The organism is Spirochaetota bacterium (genome assembly GCA_004297825.1).
Classification (GTDB): Bacteria; Spirochaetota; UBA4802; order UBA4802; family UBA5368; genus FW300-bin19.
In genome coordinates this window covers 286,776-307,891 of the sequence record SCSX01000036.1, presented here as the reverse complement: position 1 = coordinate 307,891, position 21,116 = coordinate 286,776, and the positions used below count along the sequence as shown (strand labels likewise).

The window sequence follows — 21,116 nt, the reverse complement described above, 5'->3', positions numbered from 1 at the left end:
TCTTCCGGGGTGAAACGCCGTCTCTTACTCTTGGTCATGTGATCCTCCTATAAATATCTCGGAGGATTTACTAGCTTATTTTTACCCTATTTTTTTCCCGTTTTCAATGAAGCGCGACATAAGCTTTCTCTTTAATCTTTTTGAATTCTTCAATTTGAGATTCATTTAAACCCGGAGGCAGAGGACGTTCATGGTAGGCAGAGTCGAAATATCTCTTAAAAGAATTCCTGAATGCCCTCACTTTTCCATAACTATTACGCAATATTAGATTAAATTCTTCTTCCTCCTCCTGATTTTTTGGCAAACTAGAAAGAGCTTTTATTTTTTCTTTTTGTCCTAAAAGATCTATAAACGAAACTAAATAATATCTTACTTTATATTCCTTTGACCTTTTACTCATCGTAAACACTGCCTATTGAATCATTTACTTTTACCAGACAACAAGCCGGCGATTTTAACAGCCGGTTTTAAGAGATCCATGTAAAGATTAGCTCCGGTATCGACGGCAGCATCGAGTGACTTTTCGAATCGGCTGGCATATGCCCAGTGTACGCAAATATACCCACAGATGGATAATGAAATAACCCATTCCGCCTTGTGGGTTAAAATATGCGAGAAATTATAATCAACAAGGCTCATAATAATCATGATAACAGAATATGCTATGAGCGATCGGTTGAACTCATCAATTATAGATGGAAGCGCCAGCCCCAAGAGCATGGCCGCACTAATGAAAACGATACAGAATGCTGACACATTAATTACATTTTCACCATGTGCTGGCAAGGCCGGTGCGATAAGTAACCCCAGAGGTATTGCAACCAGATTATATCCGATGAAGCTGGTTAACGCCGAATAAGAGAGCCCCGACATCATTATTCCGATCAGTGCAAGAGTAAGACAAATAAGCACTAAGCCCGTGAAATTGATGTAATCAAGAACCACAGGAGGAACATAATGCATGACAAATCCACACACCAGAAGCCCCCAGAGGAACACGGCACCAACTGCCAGATGAAATATTCTCACGGAAAGCGACGCTTCGCCTCCCGGTATGAGCGAAGACAGGTCGAATGTTTTATTTGTTTTTATTTCTTTGTGGAGATATTGACTATACATAAATTCGTGCTGGTTTATTCATCCGGCATGTAAAACTTACTCTTCATTTCAAATTAAAAATCAATCTCTTTTCTCATGGCAGTCACCGTGCGCTTCCCCTTCTCCACGATCTCCCTCAAATCCCTGAGCCCGAGCACGATCGCGGTTTTTAACACGTTCTGGTTGATTCTCAAATAGCATGAACAGTATTTATCGCTTTAATTGTTTTTAATTCACGCGATTTAATTCTAAGCTCTTCTCTCAGATCATACTCTATTTGCAACCCTAACCAGAAATCAGGTGTAGTTCCAAAAAATCTGGAAAACCGCAAGGCGGTATCCGCAGTAATACTTCTTTTCCCTTTTAATATTTGAGATATTCTCGTAGGAGGAATTTTCGTTTCTTTTGCTAATTTATAAGCGGATAATTTAAAAGGAATTAAGAATTCTTCTCGTAATATCTCACCTGGATGAATATTTGACAATTTTTTCATTTTTGAACTCCAAATCAATGATAATCCACAATCTCAACATCAAACACATCGGAATTATCCCATATAAAGCATATTCGATACTGGTCATTTATTCGAATGCTGTATTGATTTTTTCTATCTCCCTTCAACTTTTCGAGCCTATTGGCGGGAGGAATTCGCAAATCATTAAGATCCTTTGCACGCTGAATCATAAATAGCTTTCTCAATGCGATCTTCTGAATAGTGATTGGGAACCTTTTCGAAATGATTTGATTCCAAACTTTCTCGGTATCTTTGCATTTAAATGAGCGAATCATATGGTACAATAATAACGCATGGCGATAATATCGTCAAGCGTTATATTTGCCGAGGCGATATTTATTATCCAAGGAATGCGCGGACACCCTTCTCTCAAATTTCTTTCCTTTAATTGGCTACCCTAATTGAACTGGTAACTATTTATCAATATATTTATTCAAAGGTCATGACCTTCACTTCCATGAAAAAATCCGAGCTCACGCGAAGCACCCGGCGCTGCAAATACGACGATCTCCAGAATGAATTCAAACAGGCGGTGCGCGACTTCATCGTAACCCAAAAGCTGGGCGAGATGAAAGGCATGACCATGCACTGCTTCGAAACTACGACCGATTTTAAGAGCCGGCTGTGGGGAAAGCTCCAGCAATTCACGGACCTGATACTCTCCCCGCAATGGTTCTTCTGGGGTTTGAGCGGCGACCGGATCGATACCACCGAAGGGTGCGCGAGGATCAAGGACATCGCCGGGACCATCGATTTTGAAAACCAGCCCGAACCGGACTGCATTGTGGTATGCGGAATCAATATATCCGGCTTCACGTACGACGAGTCCCGGCTCTATTCATGGCGCCTGTACCTGGCGCATGACGAAACCGGTGAAGAATTCCGGCGGGAGCTCAGGAAAGCGGTTGGCGGGTTCTCGAAGAAGCCCCCTGTGGTCAAGAGTGAATACAGGTAAAAGGCTTTCATCCTGAACTTTTAAATTTTCCTTGCCATTCCCGCCGCAGGTCCGCTAGGTGAGTTCCCGTCGTGCGCCCCAGCGCCGCGACGAATGAATTCCCGGGAGGACCCATCGTGACCGACCAGCAGGCCTTTTCAATAATCAGTGCCGAGCTCGGCATAAAAGACGCGCAGGTGGCCGCTGCGGCGGAGCTCCTGGCCGGGGAGGCCACGGTGCCGTTCATCGCCCGTTACCGCAAAGAGGCGACCGGCGGCCTGGACGAGGTGGCGGTCATCGCTATCCGCGACCGCCTCGACCAGATCCGGGAGCTTGAGAAACGCCGCGAGGCCGTGCTCAAGTCCCTCGCCGATCAGGAGAAACTCACGCCGGAGCTCGATAAAGCGGTGCGCGAAGCGTCCACCCTCTCGAAGCTTGAGGATATCTACCTCCCGTATCGTCCCAAGCGCCGCACCCGCGCCACGGCGGCCCGCGAAAAGGGACTGGAGCCGCTGGCGCTACGCCTTCTCTCCCAGGAGAGCTTTGACGTCGAGGGCGAGGCGGCTGCCTATGTCGACGGGGAAAAGGGCGTGGCATCGACGGAGGAGGCCCTTGCCGGGGCGCGCGACATCATCGCCGAGACGATCAACGAGAACGCCGGGGCCCGGGAATCCATGCGTGCCCTCTTCGCGGAAAAAGCCGTCATGGGCTCCCGCGTCGTAAAAGACAGGGAAGAGGAGGCGGCTAAATACCGCGATTATTTCGACTGGGCCGAGCCGGCGGCCAAGGCGCCGTCACACCGGATCCTCGCCGTCCTGCGCGGTGAGGATGAGGGTTTCCTTTCCGCGCGCTTCATGCCCGCCGACGACGAGGCCGTGGCCCTGTTGAGGGGCGCCTTCGTGAAGGGAAACGGCGCGGCCCAGGCCCAGGTGTCGCGTGCCGCCGAGGACTGTTATCACCGGCTCCTCGGCCCCTCCATGGACACGGAGACACGCGCCCTCTGCAAGAAGCGCGCGGACGAGGAGGCAATCGCCGTCTTCGCGCGCAACGTCCGGGAGCTCCTCATGGCCTCGCCCATGGGCGAGCGCGCGGTACTCGCCGTCGATCCGGGCCTGCGGACCGGCTGCAAGCTCGCCGTGCTCGGTAAGCAGGGCGCCCTCCTGCATCACGAGGCGATATATCCCCTGGAGCCACATAATAAAATCGAGCAGTCCGCAAAGATAGTCGCCGCTCTGTGCAAAAAATATTCCGTGGAAGCGATCGCCGTGGGCAACGGCACGGGGGGCCGAGACGCCCTGTCCTTCCTGAAAGGCATCGGCCTCGAAGGGGTGATAATCACCATGGTCAGCGAAAGCGGGGCCTCCGTGTATTCTGCCTCGGAGACGGCGCGCCGGGAGTTCCCGAATCAGGACGTCACGGTCCGCGGCGCCGTCTCGATCGGCAGGCGGCTTCAGGATCCGCTCGCGGAGCTCGTGAAGATCGACCCCAAGGCAATCGGCGTAGGCCAGTACCAGCACGATGTGGACCAGAAGGAGCTTCAGCGCTCCCTGGACGACACCGTGGAAAGCTGCGTCAACTCAGTGGGCGTGGAGGTCAATACGGCAAGCCGCGAGCTTTTACAGTACGTGTCGGCCCTCTCTGCAAGGATGGCCGAAGGGATCATGACGCGCCGCGAATCATCGGGGCCCTTCGCATCCCGCGAGGAGTTTCTCTTAGTTCCCGGCATTGGCCCCAAGGCTTTCGAGCAATCGGCCGGTTTCCTCCGCATCCGCGGCGCGGCGAACATGCTGGATTCAAGCGCCGTACACCCCGAGAGCTACCATGTGGTACAGCGGATGGCTGCGGACCTCGGTTGCTCCGTGGCCGATCTGGTGCGCGACGCGTCTCTTCGGGAAAAAATCGACCTCAAAAAGTATGTAACCGACACAATCGGAATGCCGACCCTCCGCGACATCCTGGAGGAACTCACGAAACCCGGGCGCGATCCGCGGCGGGAGTTCGAGCTGTTCACCTTCCGCGAAGGGGTGAACGCCATCGCCGACCTGGAGCCCGGCATGAAGCTCCCCGGCGTGGTAACCAACGTCACAAACTTCGGCGCCTTCGTGGACGTGGGTGTCCACCAGGACGGCCTTGTCCACGTGAGCGAGCTTTCCGACGATTTCGTGAAAGACCCCTACAAAATGGTCAAGGTGAACCAGAAGGTCGAGGTGACGGTCCTGGAAGTTGACGCGGCGCGGAAGCGCATCTCCCTGTCCATGCGGAGCGACCCCTTTACGCCGCGAAAGCCGAAGAGAGAGGAACCGATCACCGTGAAGATAGCGCCAAAGAGAGCAGGTGGTGGAAAGGCGGTCGCGGCGAAACTAAAATCGCCCGCGGCACCACCTAAATCAACCAGTCCCTTCGCAGGCCTTGCCGGGATGCTCGACAAGGACAAGAAAAAACACTGAGGTTATCCGCGCTAGTCGAATATCACCGTTTCTTACCATCGCGATCCTCGTCGGGACCGCCCGGCGCCTGCATGACGCCGTCGAGAGTCAGGAAAGTGCCGACCACAAGCTTTCGCATCAGGTTTGTTCCTTCCACCGCTGCTCCACAGCGTCTTCGCCGTGCACAACTCACCGCCCCTTCATCCCAAACAGCGCACCCAGCACCGCGATCCGCTTAATCGCAAATTCATATGACGCGATAATAACCGCGAACGACACACAGCCCAGCACCAAGTACTTCACCATTACGCCCGCCTCCCAGTTCGCGATGAAATACCCGAATACGACTATCACCGTTTGATGGAGAATATAAAAGGGAAGCGCCGCGTTCCTGGCGTAGTCGAGGAACGGGTTACTGAAATTAAGGTGCCTGCTCCCGAAGCCGAGAATGGCTATGAGCCAGAACCATGAATTGAAGGAGCGGAACAGCACCGATACGAGATACGCACCGGCGGTGCCCAGCAGGGAGAGATCGAACTTCACCAGGAACATCGCGCTCGCGGTCATGAGCCCCAGGGCCAGTGAAATATATCGCGACCGCTCCATGGATTCACGGTACAGTGGACTGGTCGCCACCAGGAAGCCCGCGACAAAAATCACGATGTACGAGAAGAGGCTCCACCCGCCGAAAGCCCTGATCCCCGCGCCCATCGGCTGCAGGTTGACGACCAGTTCCATAAGAAGGAGGGGGACGGCCAGCAGGTAGATCGTTCCTCGCCTGGAAAAAAAGGCGGCCGCGCCGGCGAGCAGTTTTGGATTCTTTCCCTTTTTCATATTGATGAAAAGCGGCAGCGTCAGCACGGTAAAAACGAACAGCATCTCAAGGTACCAGAGGTGCAGTCCCATCCACGCGAAATTTCCGCCAAGGGCGTAGAAACCCTGAAAATAGTGCGGATAAAATTCGATAAAGCTCCCCGTGTACCCGGCCTGGGTAACGCGCTCGATCCAGACCTGCACGGGGGCGAGCACCACGAGGGAGCCAAAGACCAGCGGAATAACAAGCCGCCGGAATCTGTTGCCGACGTAACGCCCGACGTTCCGGGACCCGAGTGAATAAAACGAGCTTATCCCGGAAAGCACGAAGAACAACGGCATGATCCACTGGGCCGTTATCGTCACGAAGAGGGTCATGCCCTGGTCCATCTGGTTGTTTTTTGCATGCCAGGGCCCATGATCGAAGAACCTGGCGCAATGAAACAGGAAGATGGTGAGTGTCGCGAGCACGGTGAGCCAGTCGTTGTCGAAGCGTCGTACCGGGGCGGCGGATTTCAAGGTCGTACTTTCCATGAGTTAGTCTTCCTCATTCAGCGCAGCAAAAGTTAATTTACTGCAAAATATCATACCCTGCCAGGAAATAATCTATTCTTAATAAAACGCTCAGAGAATATCGATCACCACGATCGTGATGTCGTCCTCGAAATCGTCGCTCCCGTGCCACTCAGCCAGGCGGCGCATGAGGTCATCGATAAATCCCAATGCGGCAAGCGCCCCTCCCGTCTCGACCGCGTCGAAGAAGCGCTCGTCGAACATCTCGCCCGCGGCGTTGCGCGACTCGGTGATGCCGTCCGTGTAGAGGATGACGCGGTCCCCCGGCGCGAGCGGCGCGACCGCGTCCTCGCAGCGCGTATCGGCGAAGTAGCCTATAAGCCTTCCGGCCGGATTTAGCTGTAGGATTTCCTGCTCGGCGTGCTTCCAGATGACGAGGGGCAGGTGCCCCGCGTTCGCCGTCGAGATCGTGCGTCCCTCCATGTCGATGAAGGCGTAGCAGGCAGTGAGGAACTGCTTCGAGAACTTTCCGAGGAGCACGTCGTTTATGCACTGCAGAAGCGTCGCGGGATCCCGCGCGCAATTCAGCTGGAAGTGAAACGCGATTTTTACCATCGACGCGATGAGCGCCGCGGCCATGCCGTGTCCCGACACGTCGGTGAGGATGGCGCCCAGGCACCCCGGTGCGGGCATGAAGAAGTCGAAGAAGTCGCCCCCCAGGCTGCGCATGGGGACGTAGCGGAACGCGATATCGATCCCCGGCACCTCGGGGGCGCACCCGGGAAGGATCGAGCGCTGGATGGTGAGCGCGTTGCGGATCTCGCTCTCGAACACCGAAAGGCGCGCGTTGTCCTTCACGGCGCGCTTCAGGGCGATGAGCGTGTGCACCCGGGCCAGGAGCTCGTCGCGGTGAAAGGGCTTGGTCAGGTAATCGTTCGCCCCCGCCTCGAACCCGGTGACGATGTCGACGATGCGGCTCCTTGCCGTGAGCATGATGATGGGCAGCTCGAACAGGTCGAAATTTTTTCGCACGGCCTGCGCGACCTCGAAACCCGATACGCGCGGCATCATGACGTCCAGGATCACGAGGTCGTAATCGCCGCCGCGCCGGATAAGCTCAAGCGCATCGGCGCCGCCGGTCGCGGTGGTGACCGAGTAGTCGTGGAGCGCGAGCTGGTTTGCGATCACCTGGAGGTTGACGGGGTCATCGTCCACAGCAAGTATGCGGCATCCCCGGCACGAGAACGCCTTTTCATGCGCCGGCGGGAAGGGCGCCGGGGGGTCCGATATTTCCGCGTCCGCGGCGACGATATCGCCCGCCCAACGGGACTGGATCGGGACGAGTCGCGCGTTCTGCGCCTTCTCCAGGGACGCATCCGCCACGGGAAGCGTGAAGGACACCCGCGTGCCCTCCCCCGGCTGCGAGGCAATATCGACGCCACCCCCGTGCAGTTCGACGAGCCTCTTCACGATCGAGAGCCCCAGCCCCGTCCCCCCGTGCACGCGCGTCGCCGATCCGTCCGCCTGCTCGAAGGGCTCGAACACGCGCGCGAGCCTGTCCGCCGCGATGCCCTCGCCCGTATCGGTGACGCGTATCTCCAGCGTCCCCTTTCCGGGAAGCAGGCGCGCGTCCACCTCGATGCGCCCGCGCGCGGTGAACTTGAGCGAGTTGCCCACCAGATTGTGGAACACCTGCTCCAGGCGCGCCTCGTCGGCGGCTGCGGGGGGAAGCCCCGGATCGACCGCGTTCACGAGGGCGATGTCCTTTCCGCCCGCCAGGTAGCGCGTGACGTCCAGCACCGCCTGCGCGACGGAGTGCACGTTCACGGGCGCGAGCGAGAGCCGAATGTCGTGGTGCTTCAGGCGCGAAAAATCCAGGATGTCGTTCACCAGGTTCGAGAGGCGCCGCCCGCTCGCGATCACCAGGTCCAGGTTTTTCCTCATCCCCGGGGACACGCTGCCGGCAACCCCGTCCGCGAGCGACTCCGCGATGCCGATCATGCCGGAGAGCGGGGTGCGCAGCTCATGCGAGGTGTTGGCAAGAAATTCGTCCTTGAGACGGTCCAGCTCGCGCAGCGACTCGTTCGTTTCACGCAGGTCCTCCGACAGGCGCTCGGACAGCGTGAAGGCTCGCGAAAAGCGACGGGCCATGAGCAGGGACTGGAAGAGAAAAAACGCGAAGAGCCCCAGGTGGCCCAGCATTATCGTGCGAATTACATAAATGTCATACAGGATGTCGTTCACGACGGCGGTGAAATAGATCACGATCCCGGCGCTCACGTACACCGCCTCGATGTTCTTCGCGGCGAGCTCGCGCCCCACGATGAAGAGCACGAAGGCAACGGCCGCGAGGATGATGATCTCGTAGTAGGGAAGCGCCGCGCTGTAGATGCTGATAGGCGCGGCGATTATGACGAGCGCATAGACCGCCGCGGCACCGTTCAGGAACCGCACCGCGGCGCGCGGGGTGCGCGGAAAGATATCGCGCACGTAGTTGAAAAAAAGCGGCACGCTGAAACACAATGCGAGGTAGCTCACCGTGCGGTGAAGGCGCCAGTCCAGGCCGTGAAACGCCTGTACCAGGGAGAGCTCGCCGTTCAACACGGCCCAGACCGAGATCGTGAAGCAGAACAGGCCGAAGTGCAGCGCCGCGCGCTCCCGCCTTCGATAGAGGAACAGTATCATGTGATACAGACCCATGATCGAGATGCTTCCCGCGACGAAGAGCTCCATGAGCATTTTTCGCATGAAGGCGCCGCGCAGGCTCTCCTCCGGACCCACGACAATCTCCTCGCGCGGGCCGCCCTTCGTATGGTGGAAATTCGACACCTGGAGGACGAGCTCGGCCCTGCCGTCCGCGGGGACGAGCGCGACCACTTGAGGAAGGTACTGCGGCACCGATGAAGCCGTATCGGGCCCCACGACGCCGGCCGCGGCGACGGGCGCCCCGTTCACGAAAAGCCTGAAGGCGGTCGAAAGCCGGAAGAGCTTGATGCCGCAGCGGGACTTTCCGTCCATGAGCGCGGTGAGGCGGAAGGTTGCGCAGCCGCGATGTCCCAGGGGCGCCCCGTTGACCGAGAGCCTGTTCCAGGTGCCCGGGATTGCAAAGTACCCGTCCATTCCCGGTTTCGTGTCCCGCGCGAAATCCGCCGGCGCGAGGAGGCGGTCCCAGTAGAACTCCCATGCGCCGTTCAGCGGAAGGGAGCCGTCCGCGTCGAAGTCCCAGGGGCGCAGATCGATGACGCCTTTGTCGGCGACGGGCGGGGTGTGCGCGGCCGCGAGGGGAGAGAGCGCCGTAATCGCGACGGCGCAGCAAAGAAAAAGGTATCGCTGATATTTTTTCAGGTTCATCCCGGTGCCCTGTTAACAGCAATGCGCGATGACTGATTCTTTGTGTATCGGCGCCCGAAATTCTTAGAAATATTCCGCCGGCCTTACCGCTTCAAAGGCAGCCGGGAGGCGCCAAACGAAAAGGCGGGAATAACCCCGCCAGTTGTCGATCTGTGCGCCTGACACGAGTTGAACGTGCGACACATGGCTCCGGAGGCCATTGCTCTATCCACTGAGCTACAGGCGCGAACGATTAAGATATACTAGAAAGCCTCCCCCATTTTTTCAATCACTTTTATTTTCCCCGAGCCAGGTGTTGATGGAGAGAATGCGGTCGATCGCGTCGCTCGTCCACGCGTTGTAGGGAAGCTCGTCCACCAGGCGCGCGAATCCCCTGCGCGCCGCGGCTAGCCGCTCGCGCAGGCAGGACAGGTCGTTCACGCGCGCTTTGTCCGGCCCCTCGCCAAAGTAGTCGCGAAACGCGGACTTGAGCGTGTCGAAGGCGTCCCGGTAGATTTCGTAACACTCGTCGCGGGGCTTCGCGGGGCCCGCCGGCGGCGTGCGGGGCGCGCCGTGGCGCGCGTGCAGGAACCGGTAGGCCTCGTTCACGATCGCCATGCGCATCCCCGAGGACGGGTCGGGGTTCACATCCGGGTGATTGAGCTTCGCGAGGGCGCGGTAGGCGGCGCCCAGCTCGTCCAGGGAATAGTCCTCCGGGAGTCCGAAGAGGATAAGGTAACGATCCCGTGCGTCCAGCTCCGCGGTCATCGCTCCACCCGCCCTGTCAGACGTTAAACAGAAACTTCACTATGTCGCCGTCGCGCACGGGGTGGTCGCGCCCCTCCGCGCGCATGAGTCCGAGCTCGCGAAGCTTGTGGTCGTCGCCCGCGCGCTCCAGGTCCTCGAACGAGAACACCTCGGCCCGGATGAACCCGCGCTCCATGTCTTTATGAATTTTCCCCGCGGCCTTCTGCATCGTGGTGCCGTCCGGTATCATCCATGCCTGCAGCTCGGTGGCCGCGGTGTAGAAGGTGACCATGCCCAGGAGCTTCACCGCCGCGCGGATGAGTCGCGCAAGCCCCGACTCCGCGAGCCCCATCGCATCGAGGAATTCCTGTTTCTCGCCCGCCGGCAGGTGCGATATCTCTTCCTCGATCTTCCCGATCAGGTACAGGAACTCCGCGCCGTTTTCTCCCGCGTAGGCGCGCAGCCCCGCGACCGCGGGCGAATCCGCGCCGCCCTCGTCGATGTTCGCGAGGTAGAGCACCGGCTTCAGGGTGATGAGCCCGTATTCCCCGAGCGCCGCGAGATCGTCCTCGTCGAGCCCCATGCCCGCGAGAAGGCGGCCGCCGTCCAGGTGCGCGCACGCGCGCTCGATGACGGCCAGGCGCGCCTTCGCATCCTTGTCGCCCGACTGGGCGAGCTTTTTCACCTTGTCGCCCGCGCGCGTGAGCAGCTCGAGGTCGGCGAGCATGAGCTCCGTGTTGATGATCCCGGCGTCGCGCACCGGGTCCACTCCCCCCGTGACGTGCACCACGTCGGGCTCCGCGAAACAGCGCACCACGTGGACCACCGCGTCGACGTTGCGGATGTGCCCCAGGAACCGGTTCCCCAGCCCCTCGCCCTTTGACGCGCCGCTCACCAGTCCCGCGACGTCGATAAACTCGATCTTCGCGTGGATGGGGTCGCTCTTTTTCAGCATGTGCGCGATCTTTTCGAGCCGCTCGTCGGGCACGGGCACGATACCCTTGTTGGGGTCGATCGTGCAGAAGGGGTAGTTCGCAATCTGCGCGCCGGCCCCGGACAGGGCGTTGAATATGGTGGATTTCCCGACATTGGGCAGGCCGATGATTCCGCAGTTGAAGCTCATAGCGCCCCCTGTGAGCAAAATATATTGACATATTAAAAATCCATCGGGCATATGTCAATCACGTAGTGCGGGGCACATGAGCGCTTTACAGTTCATCGCAGTTTTTTCCCTGGGATTCCTGGCCGTCGAGACGCTTGCCGCGGCCGTGTTCCTGAACACGTCCCAGTCCCGCGGTTACCTTCCCGCCTGCGCCGCGGTCGCCGCCGGTCTCGTTTTGACCGCGTTTCCGCTGCCGTTCGAAGCCTGGACTGCCGCCGCATCGATCGCGCTTTTCCCCGCCGCGTACGCGCTTGTGACGCGCGCCTTCATCCGGGCGACCAGGGCGCTCTCGCCCGTCCCGGTACTCGCGGGCTCCGTATGCGTCGCGGCCGCCGCCGTCATATTCCCCTCTGCCGCATCCGTGATTGTCGCCGCGTGGCTCGGATTTGCTGTGCTGGTGCACATGTATTTCTTCTTCACGAGCGTCTTCCAATCCCAGCGGGCGTATGTGGCTTTACAAGTCGCCCTTGCGCTGTCCGCAGGGCTTTTCGCGTGGGCGGGGTTTGAACGCTCGCTTCCGCTATGCGCCCTCGCCGCATCGGCGCAGTTCCACCTGACCTCCATCGTCATCGCGTTCGGATTCCATCGGACCGCGGGCATGGCCGCGCGCAACCTGGACGAATCGCGCCGGCTCAACCGCCAGCTCGTGCATACCATCAACCGCCTGCGCCAGAAGTCGGAACAGCTCAACCGCATCATACAGGAAAAGGAGATCGAGCTCATGCAGATGTCCCGGCACGCGAGCCTGGCCGAGATCACGACCGGTATCGCGCACGAGCTCATGCAGCCGTTCACCGGGATCAAGGGCATCGCCCAGAACATGATGGACGACATCACCGGGGAGGAGTTCGAGGGACTCCAGGCCGTCGCCGACCTCACGAAGATATGCGCCCTCGTGGACAAGTCCGCCTCGATCATCGACCACATCAGGAATTTCTCGCGCAAGAGCGGCCTCAACAAACAGTTCATCGACGTCAACAAGGTCATCATGGACGCGCTCGACCTGGTGAGCCTCCAGTTCAAGAAGTTCAGCATCGATATCGTCCTCATGCTCAGCGAAACCCCAAGCCGCATCTACGGGGACAAGATCAGCCTGGAACAGCTCATCATTAACCTGCTGCTCAACGCACGCGACGCGATCATAGAGCGGCGCAGGTCCGAGAGCGGCGATTACGCGGCGCAGATATCAATCGCCTCCGTTTTCAACGGCGAGGTCGCCACGCTTTCCATCGAGGATAACGGGATCGGCATCACCCAGGAGAACATCAAGAAGATATGGTCTCCCTTCTTCACCACCAAGCGCAAGAGCACCGGCACGGGGGTGGGGCTCTCCATAAGCAGCAGGATACTCAAGGAGCACAACGCCGAGGTCCAGGTCGCGTCACTTCCGGGCCTGGGAACCAGATTCACCATCCAATTCCCCCTCCGCCGGGAAAAAGGCGTGATCGCGGTGTCCTGACCGCATGGACAAGGCTCTTTCGAAGCGCATCTTCAGCCTGTTGAAAAAACGGTACGGCGTCCCTTCCCCCTCGCTGCGCTACGGGGGGCTCTACGAGCTCGCCGTGTCCGTGGTGCTCTCGGCCCAGACGACCGATGCGCAGGTCAACGCGGCGACGCCCGCACTCTTCTCCCGCTACCCCGATTTCCGGAGCCTGGCCGATGCGCGCGTCCCCGACGTGGAGCGCATCATTCGGAGCACGGGCTTTTACCACAACAAGGCGCGCCATATCGTCCTCATGGCGAAGGCCGTCCGGGACGATCACGGCGGAGCCCTTCCCTCCACCCGGGAAGGGCTCATGTCGCTCCCCGGGATCGGGCGCAAGTCCGCGAATGTCATACTTTCGATGGGGATGGGAATTCCGGCGCTGGCCGTCGATACGCACGTGATGCGCGTGGCGAACCGGGTCGGCTACATCGAGTCGGACGACCCGAACAGGGTGGAGGAAGCGCTTACCGCCTTTATTCCCCGCGCAGAATGGACCGCAGCGCACCTGATACTGATCACGCACGGGCGCACCCTCTGCGTCGCGCGCGGGCCCCGATGCCCGGAGTGCCCGGTCAACGCCCTGTGCGAATTCGCACGTAGAAATCCTTGAAGGCCGTCACGGCCTCCGGGTCGTTGAACTTCAAGTTCATCGTTTCCCTGGGGTCCAGCCCCGTGATGTGCGCGAGCGCGTCGTAGGCCGCCTGGGCCATGGCGGTATCCGTCCCCGTGAGATGCTCAAGGAGGAAGGGAATGAGGAGCGGGCTCCTGCTCTCGCCCGCGAGCGAAACCCCCCACCGCGCGAAGCGCGGGTTGCCCGCCCGCATCCTCCGCTCGAGGTCCGCCTCGTTTCCTTTCACACAACGGGCGGCGAGCCGGGTGAAGTGGGGCGCGTTTTCAAGGTGAGACCCGATCACGAACGAGCGTCTTTCGGCGAAGTCGACAATTTTTGCATACTCGACGGGAAGCTGCCTCTGCCGCAAATGGGCCGCGATCATTTCCGCGGTGTCGATGGTTCCCGAGAAAAGTAGGCCTTCCCATTCTTCGTCGGTATAGCGAAGCTCCACGCGGTAGCGCCGCGCGTAGGAAAGAAACTCCTTCAGGTATTCCGGATCCCCGGAGCGCATGACCTGGTCCTTGAGCTCGTTGATCGGGTACTTGAACCCGAGGCGTAATAGGTACATCCCCGCCTCGCGCCTCCCTATTCCTTCCGCGGACGCGCGGTCGAATATGAGCACGGTGGAGCCCAGGAAGAGCGCATACGACGCCACCCCCACCGCGAGCGCCGTACCCAGGAGCTTGAACGGATTTCTGCGCGCGAAAAACTCGTAAAACAGGAAGAAGTAAAAAATGACCAGCTTGAAGATCATGGTCGCCTGGATGAGCCCTCCCCCGGAGGAGATGGATCTCACCAGGAGATCGAGATAGAAGTAAGCCACGCTCAGGCCCAGGAAGAGCGGGATGGTTATGAACGGGTCCCTCTTCAACTTGAGCGCGAAGAGCAGGAAAAGCGAGTACACCAGGAGATTGGTGTTCCTCCCGTCCAGCATCCCCATCACGACGGACCATGGCCAGTGAGGGCTTCGTATCTCCTGGATAAGGAACGCGATAAGGACCACGGCGTATATGATGATGAGGGGCAGCACGCGCGCCTCGAGAAACAGGTAGTTTTCCCCCGCGCGGCCGTAGGCGGACCGGTACTTCTCCTCGTGTTCGTCCAGGTTAATCAGGGAGAAATCGAAGACAAGGTAGAATGAAAACACGTAGGCGTAAATCTGTACGATGAGCGTGATTCCCGACCAGTCATAGAACAGGTTGAACAGCAGGTTGAACGCGAGGAGACCGGCGAGTATGAAAAAGAAGCCCGCCGTTTTTTTAAGCCTGGGTAGCGCGAGGGACTGCATGGCCGTATCAGTCTATCTTCCTGAGCCTTTCGAACGAAATGTAATGATCCTCCATCCCCACGCCCTTCTTGTTGGTTCCGATAATCGTGAAGTCGGAGAAGGCCCGAAGCCGGACGAATTTGCCCTTCCGGTGACGAGGCACCGACATCTCCAGCGAATGGAGCCTCCTGGAGACGATGAGGTCGCGGTCGTCCTGGGCGTCGCGATAAGAGAACTCGGTCGAGATGAGGGAGCTGTTGTCCTTGGAGAGGGACACGAGCTCCATTTCGACCTCGACGATGGGGATATTCCCCGAGCGGCGCGAGATAAAGCCCCCCGAGTAGGGCCGCCCGTCCAGCTCCATGTAGGTGAGGTCCATCGCCATGTCGCGGAACTGAATCGTAATCCAGGAATAGCACGACATCCCGTCCGGGGAGCGCAGTCCCCATGAATGCTTGCGCATCCCCATGCACTCGATACGCTTGCTGGTTCCCTTGCGCTCGCCCTTCGTGAACGTGACCGATCCCGAGACCTTGCAGCGCTGCTCGTAGCGCTCCCACAGCTCCACCACGCGCTCCGGGGCCGGTCCCCGCTCGGGCGCCGTTGCCGAGAGGGGAAACACATAGACGGGATAGGCCCCCGAAAGGGTAAGCCCCGCGTTCATCACGTCATTCTTTAAGTTTACCTCGACTTTTTCCCGCGGAGAGAGGATCTTGTATTTTATCCTGCCGTCGGAAAAGAGCTTCTGGTTGGGTTTGGAATCGAGATCGGTGAGGTTGGTATAGGTGTAGAGGTTGTCGTTGCAGTAGAGCGCCCAGATGTACTCCGTTTTGCGCTGGTGGAACATGAAGTTGATGTCCACGAACCCGTAGACCCTGGCCTTCTTGTCGACTATGTTCAGGCTGTAGCGCTCAATCCAGTCCTCGCTCCGCTTAAACTCGTGGAGCAGTTCATCCCTGGGATCAATCATGAATTCATCACCGATTCAATTGATTTGGCCCTGCGTGTCACCTGGAGGACGGATATACGATAATTAGTGACACTCCGAAAAAACAGTATAATATTTTTTATATAAAACATTGATGAAGATAGTAATACTTTCCATTAATTCAAACACTTTTTTGTCCCAAACGGGATTATTTCGGGATTTTGCATACGGCGACGCGCGGCAGGCCCCCGTAATCGTTCATGACGGAGACCTCGAAACCGTGCGCGGCGCCCGTTTCCTTCACCCGCACGCTGTGCGCGCTGCCCGTCTCTAGGATGAGCATGCCCCCGGGCTCGAGATGCGCGGGGGCGCCCTCTATGACCCGCGCTATGACCTGGAATCCGTCGTCCTCCGCGACCAGCGCCTCGCGGGGCTCGAACGCGAGATCGCGCTGCAGGTGCGCCATCTCCGCGGGGGATACGTAAGGGGGGTTCGATACGATGAGGTCGAAGTACCGCCCGCGGAGGGGCTCGTAAAGGTCGCCCTTCACGAAGTGGATTTCGCCCGTCCCCAGGAGCCGGGCCGCGTTGGCGCGCGCGACCTTGAGCGCGGCCGCCGAGATGTCGGTGGCGGTCACGCGGACGTCGCCGCGATTTCGCTTGAGCGCGACGGCGATCGCGCCCGAGCCGGTCCCTATATCCGCGACCTCCCCTCCCCGCGGCGCATAATAGACCGCGAGATCCACCAGGAGCTCGGTCTCGGGACGGGGTATGAGCACGGAACGGTTCACCGAAAAATCCAGGGAGTAGAACTCGCGGGTCCCGGTCAGGTAAGCGACCGGTTCGCCGAGCGTTCTACGCGCGACGAGCGATTCGATCCCCTCGTCCTCTTCCGGGGTGATCGCGCGGTCGCGCTCCGTTATCAGCGCGTGCCGCTCCATGGCGAGGGTTCGGCAGACGATCAGCTCGGCGTCGAGCCTGGGAGACAGCGAACCGGATCGCTCCAGCCGGAGGGTGATATCGGCGAGCCTGTCGGTGATGATCATGCCGTGGTCAGGAGGTCGCGGACTTCAGCCGCTGTTCGATATCGTACTTTTTGAGCGCTTCCACCATTCCGCTTATCTCGCCCTCGAGAAAGCTTTCGAGCGCGTAGAGGGTGAGGCCGATGCGGTGGTCGGTCACGCGCGACTGGGGAAAATTGTAGGTGCGGATGCGCTCGCTCCGGTCGCCCGAGCCCACCTGGGAACGCTTCGCCTTCGCCTCTTTATCCAGGCGCTCGCCCTCGATCATCTCGAAGAGGCGCGCGCGGAGGACCTTCATGGCCTTGATCTTGTTCTTGAGCTGCGACTTCTCGTCCTGGCACGTGACGACGATGCCCGTGGGGATGTGCGTGATGCGCACGGCGGAGTCGGTCGTATTGACGGACTGGCCCCCGTGGCCGGAAGAGCGGTACACGTCGATCCTGAGTTCGTTCTGTTCGATGTGCACCTCGCTCTCCTCGGCCTCGGGCATGACGGCGACGGTCACGGCCGAGGTGTGGATGCGCCCGCCGGATTCGGTGGCGGGGATGCGCTGGACCCGGTGCACGCCCGATTCGAACTTGAGGCTTTCGTAGGCGTCGGGGCCGCCCACGGAGAAGATGACCTCCTTGTAGCCGCCTATGCCCGTGGCGCTCATCTCGATGAGCTCGAACTTCCATTTTTTGGTGTCGATGTAGCGCGAGTACATGCGGAACAGGTCCGCAGCGAACAGCGCCGCCTCCTCACCCCCCGTGCCGGCGCGTATCTCCATGATCACGTTTTTGCCGGCGTTCGGGTCCCTGGGCAGGAGCATGACCGTGAGGGCCTCCTGCGCGGCGTCGACCCGGGCCGTGAGTTCGGCGGCCTCGGAGCGCAGCATCTCGCGCATCCCCTCGTCCTTCTCGGTCTTGAGCATCTCCTCTGCGTCGGCGAGCTCGGCGCGGAAGCGCGTGAGCTCCGCGTATTTTTCCACGACGGGCTTTATCTGCGAATGCTCCTTCTGGAGCGCGCGAAACTTGTTGTTGTCGCCAATCACCTCCGGCGTGCTGAGCGCGCGCTCGATCTCTTCACAGCGCTTCCCGAGCGCGATAAGCTTATCTTCCATTGCGAATTTTCCTTTTTGTGTTCTGCCGGGCTGCCTGCGGCGGTGTGCGCATGCCGCCCTTCGTCCGGGACTCACCCGGTGCGGTGTGTCATTCACTACGCGATGCACGGCCCTCGTGTCAACAAGAATACGGCGCGGGGGCCATGAAGGCGCGTAAACGCTTCCGCGCCTTCATGCGCGCGCGATCATGACCGCCACCGAACGCGGCTTCACCGGATATACGCCGGTATCGGCCCGCGGAGCCGCCGCCTCCTCTTCCGCGATATCGTCGGGTGCCGTGAGCGCGGTATCGATGACGCGGCGCCACCGGTATGGGCCGTCGAGTGGCGGGAGCATGACTTCATGTGCGTTGAAATCGGCGTTGAAAATGAAGAACAGGAAGTAGTTTTCGCCGTCCCGGTCGGCGTCGTTGCAGTCCAGGCGATAGCAGAGGGTGCGGTTTTCCGGGTTGTTCCAGTCCGGCGTTCCCAGGCGCTCGTCGAACCAGGTGATATCGGGCACGCCGTCCGCGTCCAGGTCGCGGCCCAGCAGGAATTTCCTGCCGTGCAGCACGCGATGGCGCCTCCGGAAGGCGATGGCCTTCCGGCAAAACTCGATCATGCCCGCATTCTTTTCCGCGAGGCCCCAGTCGAACCAGCTCAGGTCGTTGTCCTGGCAGTACGCGTTGTTGTTGCCCCGCTGCGTGCGCATGAACTCGTCGCCCCCCAGCAGCATGGGCGTCCCCAGCGAGAAAAGCAGGATGCACAGGTGATTCTTCGCCATGCGCGCCCGCAGCTCGTTGATGTAGGGCTCCGCCGTGGGCCCCTCATAGCCGCAGTTCCAGGAATTGTTGTCGTCGGACCCGTCGCGGTTTTCCTCGAGGTTGGCCTCGTTGTGCTTGCGGCCGTAGGAGACGAGGTCGCACAGCGTGAAGCCGTCATGGCAGGTGATGAAGTTGACGCTGTTGTAGGCGGTCCTCCCGTCGTCGGCGTACAGGTCGGCCGAACCCGTTATACGCCATCCCATCTCGGAGAGCGTGCCGGAATCGCCCTTGCCGAATCTGCGGGCGGCGTCCCTGAACCTCCCGTTCCACTCCGACCAGTCCACGGGGAAATTTCCCGCCTGGTAGGTGCCCAGGTCCCACGGCTCGGCGATGAGCTTGACCCGCGACAGGACGGGGTCCTGGGCGATCGCGTCGAAGAACGACGCCGAGCGCTCAAAGCCGGCGTGCCCGCGCCCCAGGACGGAGGCGAGATCGAACCGGAACCCGTCCACGTGCATGCATTCCACCCAGTACCGGAGCGAGTCCATCACGAGCCGGATCGCGGGCGCGCTCGCGAGGTTGAGGCTGTTCCCGCAGCCCGTGTAGTTCATGTAATAGCGTCCCGGCGCTTCTTCCGGGCCGGTGAGCGCGTAGTAGGACGCATTGTCTATCCCCTTGAACGAAATCACGGGACCCAGTTCATTTCCCTCGGCGGTGTGATTATAGACCACGTCGAGCAGCACCTCGATCCCCGCGCGGTGGAGCTCACGCACCAACGTCTTGAACTCCCTCACCGGCGCCCCCGGGGCGGGGTCGGCCGCGTAGCTCGATTCGGGCGCGAAGAATCCCATCGTGTTGTATCCCCAGTAATTGGCGAGGCCGCGCGCGTGGAGAAAATCCTCCACGTAGAATTCCTGGACCGGGAGCAGCTCCACCGCGTTGATTCCCAGGCGCTTCAGGTGTTCGATACGCTCGACGAATCCCGCGTACGTTCCCGGGCGGCTCACGCCGGAGGAGGGGTGCGCCGTGAATCCCTTCACGTGCACCTCGTAGATCACCAGGTCCCCGAGCGGGATGTCGGGGCGCGCATCCCCCTGCCAGTCGAACGCGTCGTCCGCCACCACGCTCCGCGGCATCGCACTGGCCGAGTCCCGTTCGTCGCGGCTCATATCGCGCCCGGGCGCGTTCTGGTCGTAGGCGAGGAGCAGGTTTTCGGTGTTGCGCACCTTTCCGGCGAACGCCCTGGCGTATGGGTCGAGCAGGAGCTTATGCTCGTTGAAGCGGTGCCCGTGCGCGGGATCGAAATCGCCCCTGACCCGGTATGCGTACAGGTGGCCGGGCCCGATTCCGTGCACGAAACAGTGCCATATATCACGCGTCCGCTGCGCGAGCCCGATAACGTCTGTCGGCTCGGTGCGGCCTTGTTCATACAGGCACAGGAAGACCTCCCGGGCGTGCTTTGAATACAATGCGAAATTGACCCCGCCCGCGCCCGGGGTCGCCCCGAGGGGGTAGTATTTGCCCTCGGAAATTTTTTTCTTCGTGGAGTGTTCCAGTCCCGTTTTCATGATGGCGCCCCTCCTTCTGGAAATCCTGTCGAACCCGGCCGCCGGGGTATTCCCCGCCGATGCGCGGCGTACGCGATCATACGCCCCAGATGTTTACACGCCTTCCCCCGGACCACCCAGCTCCGCGAGCAGTGAATCGAGCTCGCCCCTGAGGACGCGGGCCAGTTCCCCGCAGCGCGCGAGGTCCCCCGCGGCGGCGGCCTCCTCGAGCAGGGCGGCGGCGTCCGCGCATCGCCGGGCCTCGATGACGAGGCTCGCCCCCTTGAGGGAATGCGCGGCCTTCCGCACCGTCCCGCAATCGGCGGCACGGAGCGCCTCTTCGAGCTCTTTCATGCGGCGCGGGGCGTCCTCCCGGTAAATGCGCTCGAGCCCGCGCAGGTGTGCTTCATTGCCTTTCACGCGGTCGAGGGCTTTCGTCCTGGAGCGCGGCGGCCCGTCCGCGCGAATTGGTTTCGCATAACGGTCAATGACGTCCGTGAACTCGGCAAAACCCACCGGCTTTCCCAGGAAGCCGTCCATTCCGCCCGCGCGCAGCCTGTCGGAGTACTCCTTCTTCGAGTGCCCTGTCATCGCGATAATGGGTACCGCCCGGTGGGCCGCCCCGCCTTCACCGGCGCGGATGCGGGCCGCGGTCTCGATCCCGCCCATGCCCGGCATCTCGATATCCATGAGAACGAGCGAGAACGATTCTTCGCGCATGCGCGCCAGGAGGCTGTGACCGTCGTCCGCGATCACGAGATCGCATCCGATCCTTTCGGCATACATGGTGAGGGCGAATGCGCTCACGCCGTCGTCTTCCGCCGCTATGAGCCTTATTCCCCTGCACGTTTTAGTAAAAGCCAATGATCGACC

The 21,116-nt window shown here is 60.0% G+C and carries 18 protein-coding genes, 1 tRNA gene and 1 pseudogene; 4 read left to right on the top strand and 16 right to left on the bottom strand.

Annotated elements, in window-relative coordinates:
- Window positions 1-103 precede the first annotated feature (103 nt).
- The 4 genes from EPN93_08280 to EPN93_08265 all read right to left on the bottom strand — a co-directional run bounded on the left by EPN93_08280 (window position 104) and on the right by EPN93_08265 (window position 1,887).
- Window positions 104-400, bottom strand: a complete 297-nt coding sequence (locus EPN93_08280; GenBank protein TAL36802.1) for a hypothetical protein — start codon at window positions 398-400, stop codon at window positions 104-106.
- Window positions 401-420: 20 nt separating this feature from the next.
- The gene (locus EPN93_08275; GenBank protein TAL36801.1) at window positions 421-1,119 is read right to left on the bottom strand and encodes a hypothetical protein; all 699 of its coding nucleotides are present in this window, start codon (window positions 1,117-1,119) and stop codon (window positions 421-423) included.
- Between the two features lie 169 nt (window positions 1,120-1,288).
- Window positions 1,289-1,591, bottom strand: a complete 303-nt coding sequence (gene higA, locus EPN93_08270) for an addiction module antidote protein, HigA family (protein TAL36800.1) — start codon at window positions 1,589-1,591, stop codon at window positions 1,289-1,291.
- Between the two features lie 14 nt (window positions 1,592-1,605).
- The gene (locus tag EPN93_08265) at window positions 1,606-1,887 is read right to left on the bottom strand and encodes a type II toxin-antitoxin system RelE/ParE family toxin (protein ID TAL36799.1); all 282 of its coding nucleotides are present in this window, start codon (window positions 1,885-1,887) and stop codon (window positions 1,606-1,608) included.
- Between the two features lie 182 nt (window positions 1,888-2,069).
- On the opposite strand from EPN93_08265, the gene EPN93_08260 reads away from it, so the two are divergent.
- Together EPN93_08260 and EPN93_08255 are read left to right on the top strand one after the other, a co-directional pair.
- Entirely contained in the window at window positions 2,070-2,567 is a 498-nt protein-coding gene (locus EPN93_08260; protein ID TAL36798.1) for a hypothetical protein, read from the top strand.
- 140 nt (window positions 2,568-2,707) lie between these two features.
- Complete coding sequence (locus EPN93_08255) at window positions 2,708-4,993, top strand: RNA-binding transcriptional accessory protein (GenBank protein ID TAL36814.1); 2,286 nt, start codon at window positions 2,708-2,710, stop codon at window positions 4,991-4,993.
- A gap of 34 nt (window positions 4,994-5,027) precedes the next feature.
- On the opposite strand, the pseudogene EPN93_08250 reads toward EPN93_08255, so the two are convergent.
- From EPN93_08250 to ychF, 6 genes and pseudogenes are all read right to left on the bottom strand, one after another.
- Window positions 5,028-5,111 (bottom strand): annotated as a pseudogene (locus EPN93_08250) (dihydrofolate reductase).
- A 50-nt stretch (window positions 5,112-5,161) separates the two neighbouring features.
- Window positions 5,162-6,319: a hypothetical protein gene (locus EPN93_08245; protein ID TAL36797.1), complete on the bottom strand. Its 1,158-nt coding sequence runs from the start codon at window positions 6,317-6,319 to the stop codon at window positions 5,162-5,164.
- A 90-nt stretch (window positions 6,320-6,409) separates the two neighbouring features.
- Entirely contained in the window at window positions 6,410-9,649 is a 3,240-nt protein-coding gene (locus tag EPN93_08240) for a response regulator (GenBank protein ID TAL36796.1), read from the bottom strand.
- A gap of 153 nt (window positions 9,650-9,802) precedes the next feature.
- A tRNA-Arg gene (locus EPN93_08235) sits at window positions 9,803-9,875 on the bottom strand.
- Window positions 9,876-9,913: 38 nt separating this feature from the next.
- Window positions 9,914-10,396, bottom strand: coding sequence for a hypothetical protein (locus EPN93_08230; GenBank protein TAL36795.1), 483 nt, complete (start codon window positions 10,394-10,396; stop codon window positions 9,914-9,916).
- Between the two features lie 16 nt (window positions 10,397-10,412).
- On the bottom strand, window positions 10,413-11,498 hold the full coding sequence (gene ychF / locus EPN93_08225; protein ID TAL36794.1) for a redox-regulated ATPase YchF: 1,086 nt from the start codon (window positions 11,496-11,498) through the stop codon (window positions 10,413-10,415).
- A 76-nt stretch (window positions 11,499-11,574) separates the two neighbouring features.
- Between ychF and EPN93_08220 the strand changes: the two genes are divergently transcribed.
- Window positions 11,575-12,996 (top strand): hypothetical protein, encoded by a 1,422-nt coding sequence (locus EPN93_08220; protein TAL36793.1) that lies wholly within the window; start codon window positions 11,575-11,577, stop codon window positions 12,994-12,996.
- A 4-nt stretch (window positions 12,997-13,000) separates the two neighbouring features.
- Complete coding sequence (gene nth / locus EPN93_08215) at window positions 13,001-13,633, top strand: endonuclease III (protein TAL36792.1); 633 nt, start codon at window positions 13,001-13,003, stop codon at window positions 13,631-13,633.
- Here nth and EPN93_08210 read toward each other — a convergent pair.
- The 6 genes from EPN93_08210 to EPN93_08185 form a co-directional block, all read right to left on the bottom strand.
- Window positions 13,596-14,924 carry a hypothetical protein gene (locus EPN93_08210; protein TAL36791.1) on the bottom strand — a complete coding sequence of 443 codons (1,329 nt, stop codon included), beginning with the start codon at window positions 14,922-14,924 and terminating at the stop codon, window positions 13,596-13,598. The two genes, nth and EPN93_08210, sit on opposite strands and share 38 nt — an antisense overlap.
- A 7-nt stretch (window positions 14,925-14,931) precedes the next feature.
- The gene (locus EPN93_08205) at window positions 14,932-15,873 is read right to left on the bottom strand and encodes a hypothetical protein (GenBank protein ID TAL36790.1); all 942 of its coding nucleotides are present in this window, start codon (window positions 15,871-15,873) and stop codon (window positions 14,932-14,934) included.
- Between the two features lie 166 nt (window positions 15,874-16,039).
- The gene (prmC, locus tag EPN93_08200; GenBank protein ID TAL36789.1) at window positions 16,040-16,876 is read right to left on the bottom strand and encodes a peptide chain release factor N(5)-glutamine methyltransferase; all 837 of its coding nucleotides are present in this window, start codon (window positions 16,874-16,876) and stop codon (window positions 16,040-16,042) included.
- A gap of 7 nt (window positions 16,877-16,883) precedes the next feature.
- Window positions 16,884-17,954: a peptide chain release factor 1 gene (locus EPN93_08195; protein ID TAL36788.1), complete on the bottom strand. Its 1,071-nt coding sequence runs from the start codon at window positions 17,952-17,954 to the stop codon at window positions 16,884-16,886.
- Window positions 17,955-18,125: 171 nt separating this feature from the next.
- Entirely contained in the window at window positions 18,126-20,264 is a 2,139-nt protein-coding gene (gene glgX / locus EPN93_08190) for a glycogen debranching enzyme GlgX (GenBank protein TAL36787.1), read from the bottom strand.
- Between the two features lie 93 nt (window positions 20,265-20,357).
- The gene (locus tag EPN93_08185) at window positions 20,358-21,107 is read right to left on the bottom strand and encodes a response regulator (GenBank protein TAL36786.1); all 750 of its coding nucleotides are present in this window, start codon (window positions 21,105-21,107) and stop codon (window positions 20,358-20,360) included.
- Window positions 21,108-21,116 lie beyond the last annotated feature (9 nt).

Coding starts and splice junctions, on each gene's coding strand:
- EPN93_08280 (TAL36802.1), bottom strand. CDS start 400: ATGAGTAAAAGGTCAAAGGAATATAAAGTAAGATATTATTTAGTTTCG.
- EPN93_08275 (TAL36801.1), bottom strand. CDS start 1,119: ATGTATAGTCAATATCTCCACAAAGAAATAAAAACAAATAAAACATTC.
- higA (TAL36800.1), bottom strand. CDS start 1,591: ATGAAAAAATTGTCAAATATTCATCCAGGTGAGATATTACGAGAAGAA.
- EPN93_08265 (TAL36799.1), bottom strand. CDS start 1,887: ATGATTCGCTCATTTAAATGCAAAGATACCGAGAAAGTTTGGAATCAA.
- EPN93_08260 (TAL36798.1), top strand. CDS start 2,070: ATGAAAAAATCCGAGCTCACGCGAAGCACCCGGCGCTGCAAATACGAC.
- EPN93_08245 (TAL36797.1), bottom strand. CDS start 6,319: ATGGAAAGTACGACCTTGAAATCCGCCGCCCCGGTACGACGCTTCGAC.
- EPN93_08240 (TAL36796.1), bottom strand. CDS start 9,649: ATGAACCTGAAAAAATATCAGCGATACCTTTTTCTTTGCTGCGCCGTC.
- EPN93_08230 (TAL36795.1), bottom strand. CDS start 10,396: ATGACCGCGGAGCTGGACGCACGGGATCGTTACCTTATCCTCTTCGGA.
- ychF (TAL36794.1), bottom strand. CDS start 11,498: ATGAGCTTCAACTGCGGAATCATCGGCCTGCCCAATGTCGGGAAATCC.
- EPN93_08220 (TAL36793.1), top strand. CDS start 11,575: ATGAGCGCTTTACAGTTCATCGCAGTTTTTTCCCTGGGATTCCTGGCC.
- nth (TAL36792.1), top strand. CDS start 13,001: ATGGACAAGGCTCTTTCGAAGCGCATCTTCAGCCTGTTGAAAAAACGG.
- EPN93_08210 (TAL36791.1), bottom strand. CDS start 14,924: ATGCAGTCCCTCGCGCTACCCAGGCTTAAAAAAACGGCGGGCTTCTTT.
- EPN93_08205 (TAL36790.1), bottom strand. CDS start 15,873: ATGATTGATCCCAGGGATGAACTGCTCCACGAGTTTAAGCGGAGCGAG.
- prmC (TAL36789.1), bottom strand. CDS start 16,876: ATGATCATCACCGACAGGCTCGCCGATATCACCCTCCGGCTGGAGCGA.
- EPN93_08195 (TAL36788.1), bottom strand. CDS start 17,954: ATGGAAGATAAGCTTATCGCGCTCGGGAAGCGCTGTGAAGAGATCGAG.
- glgX (TAL36787.1), bottom strand. CDS start 20,264: ATGAAAACGGGACTGGAACACTCCACGAAGAAAAAAATTTCCGAGGGC.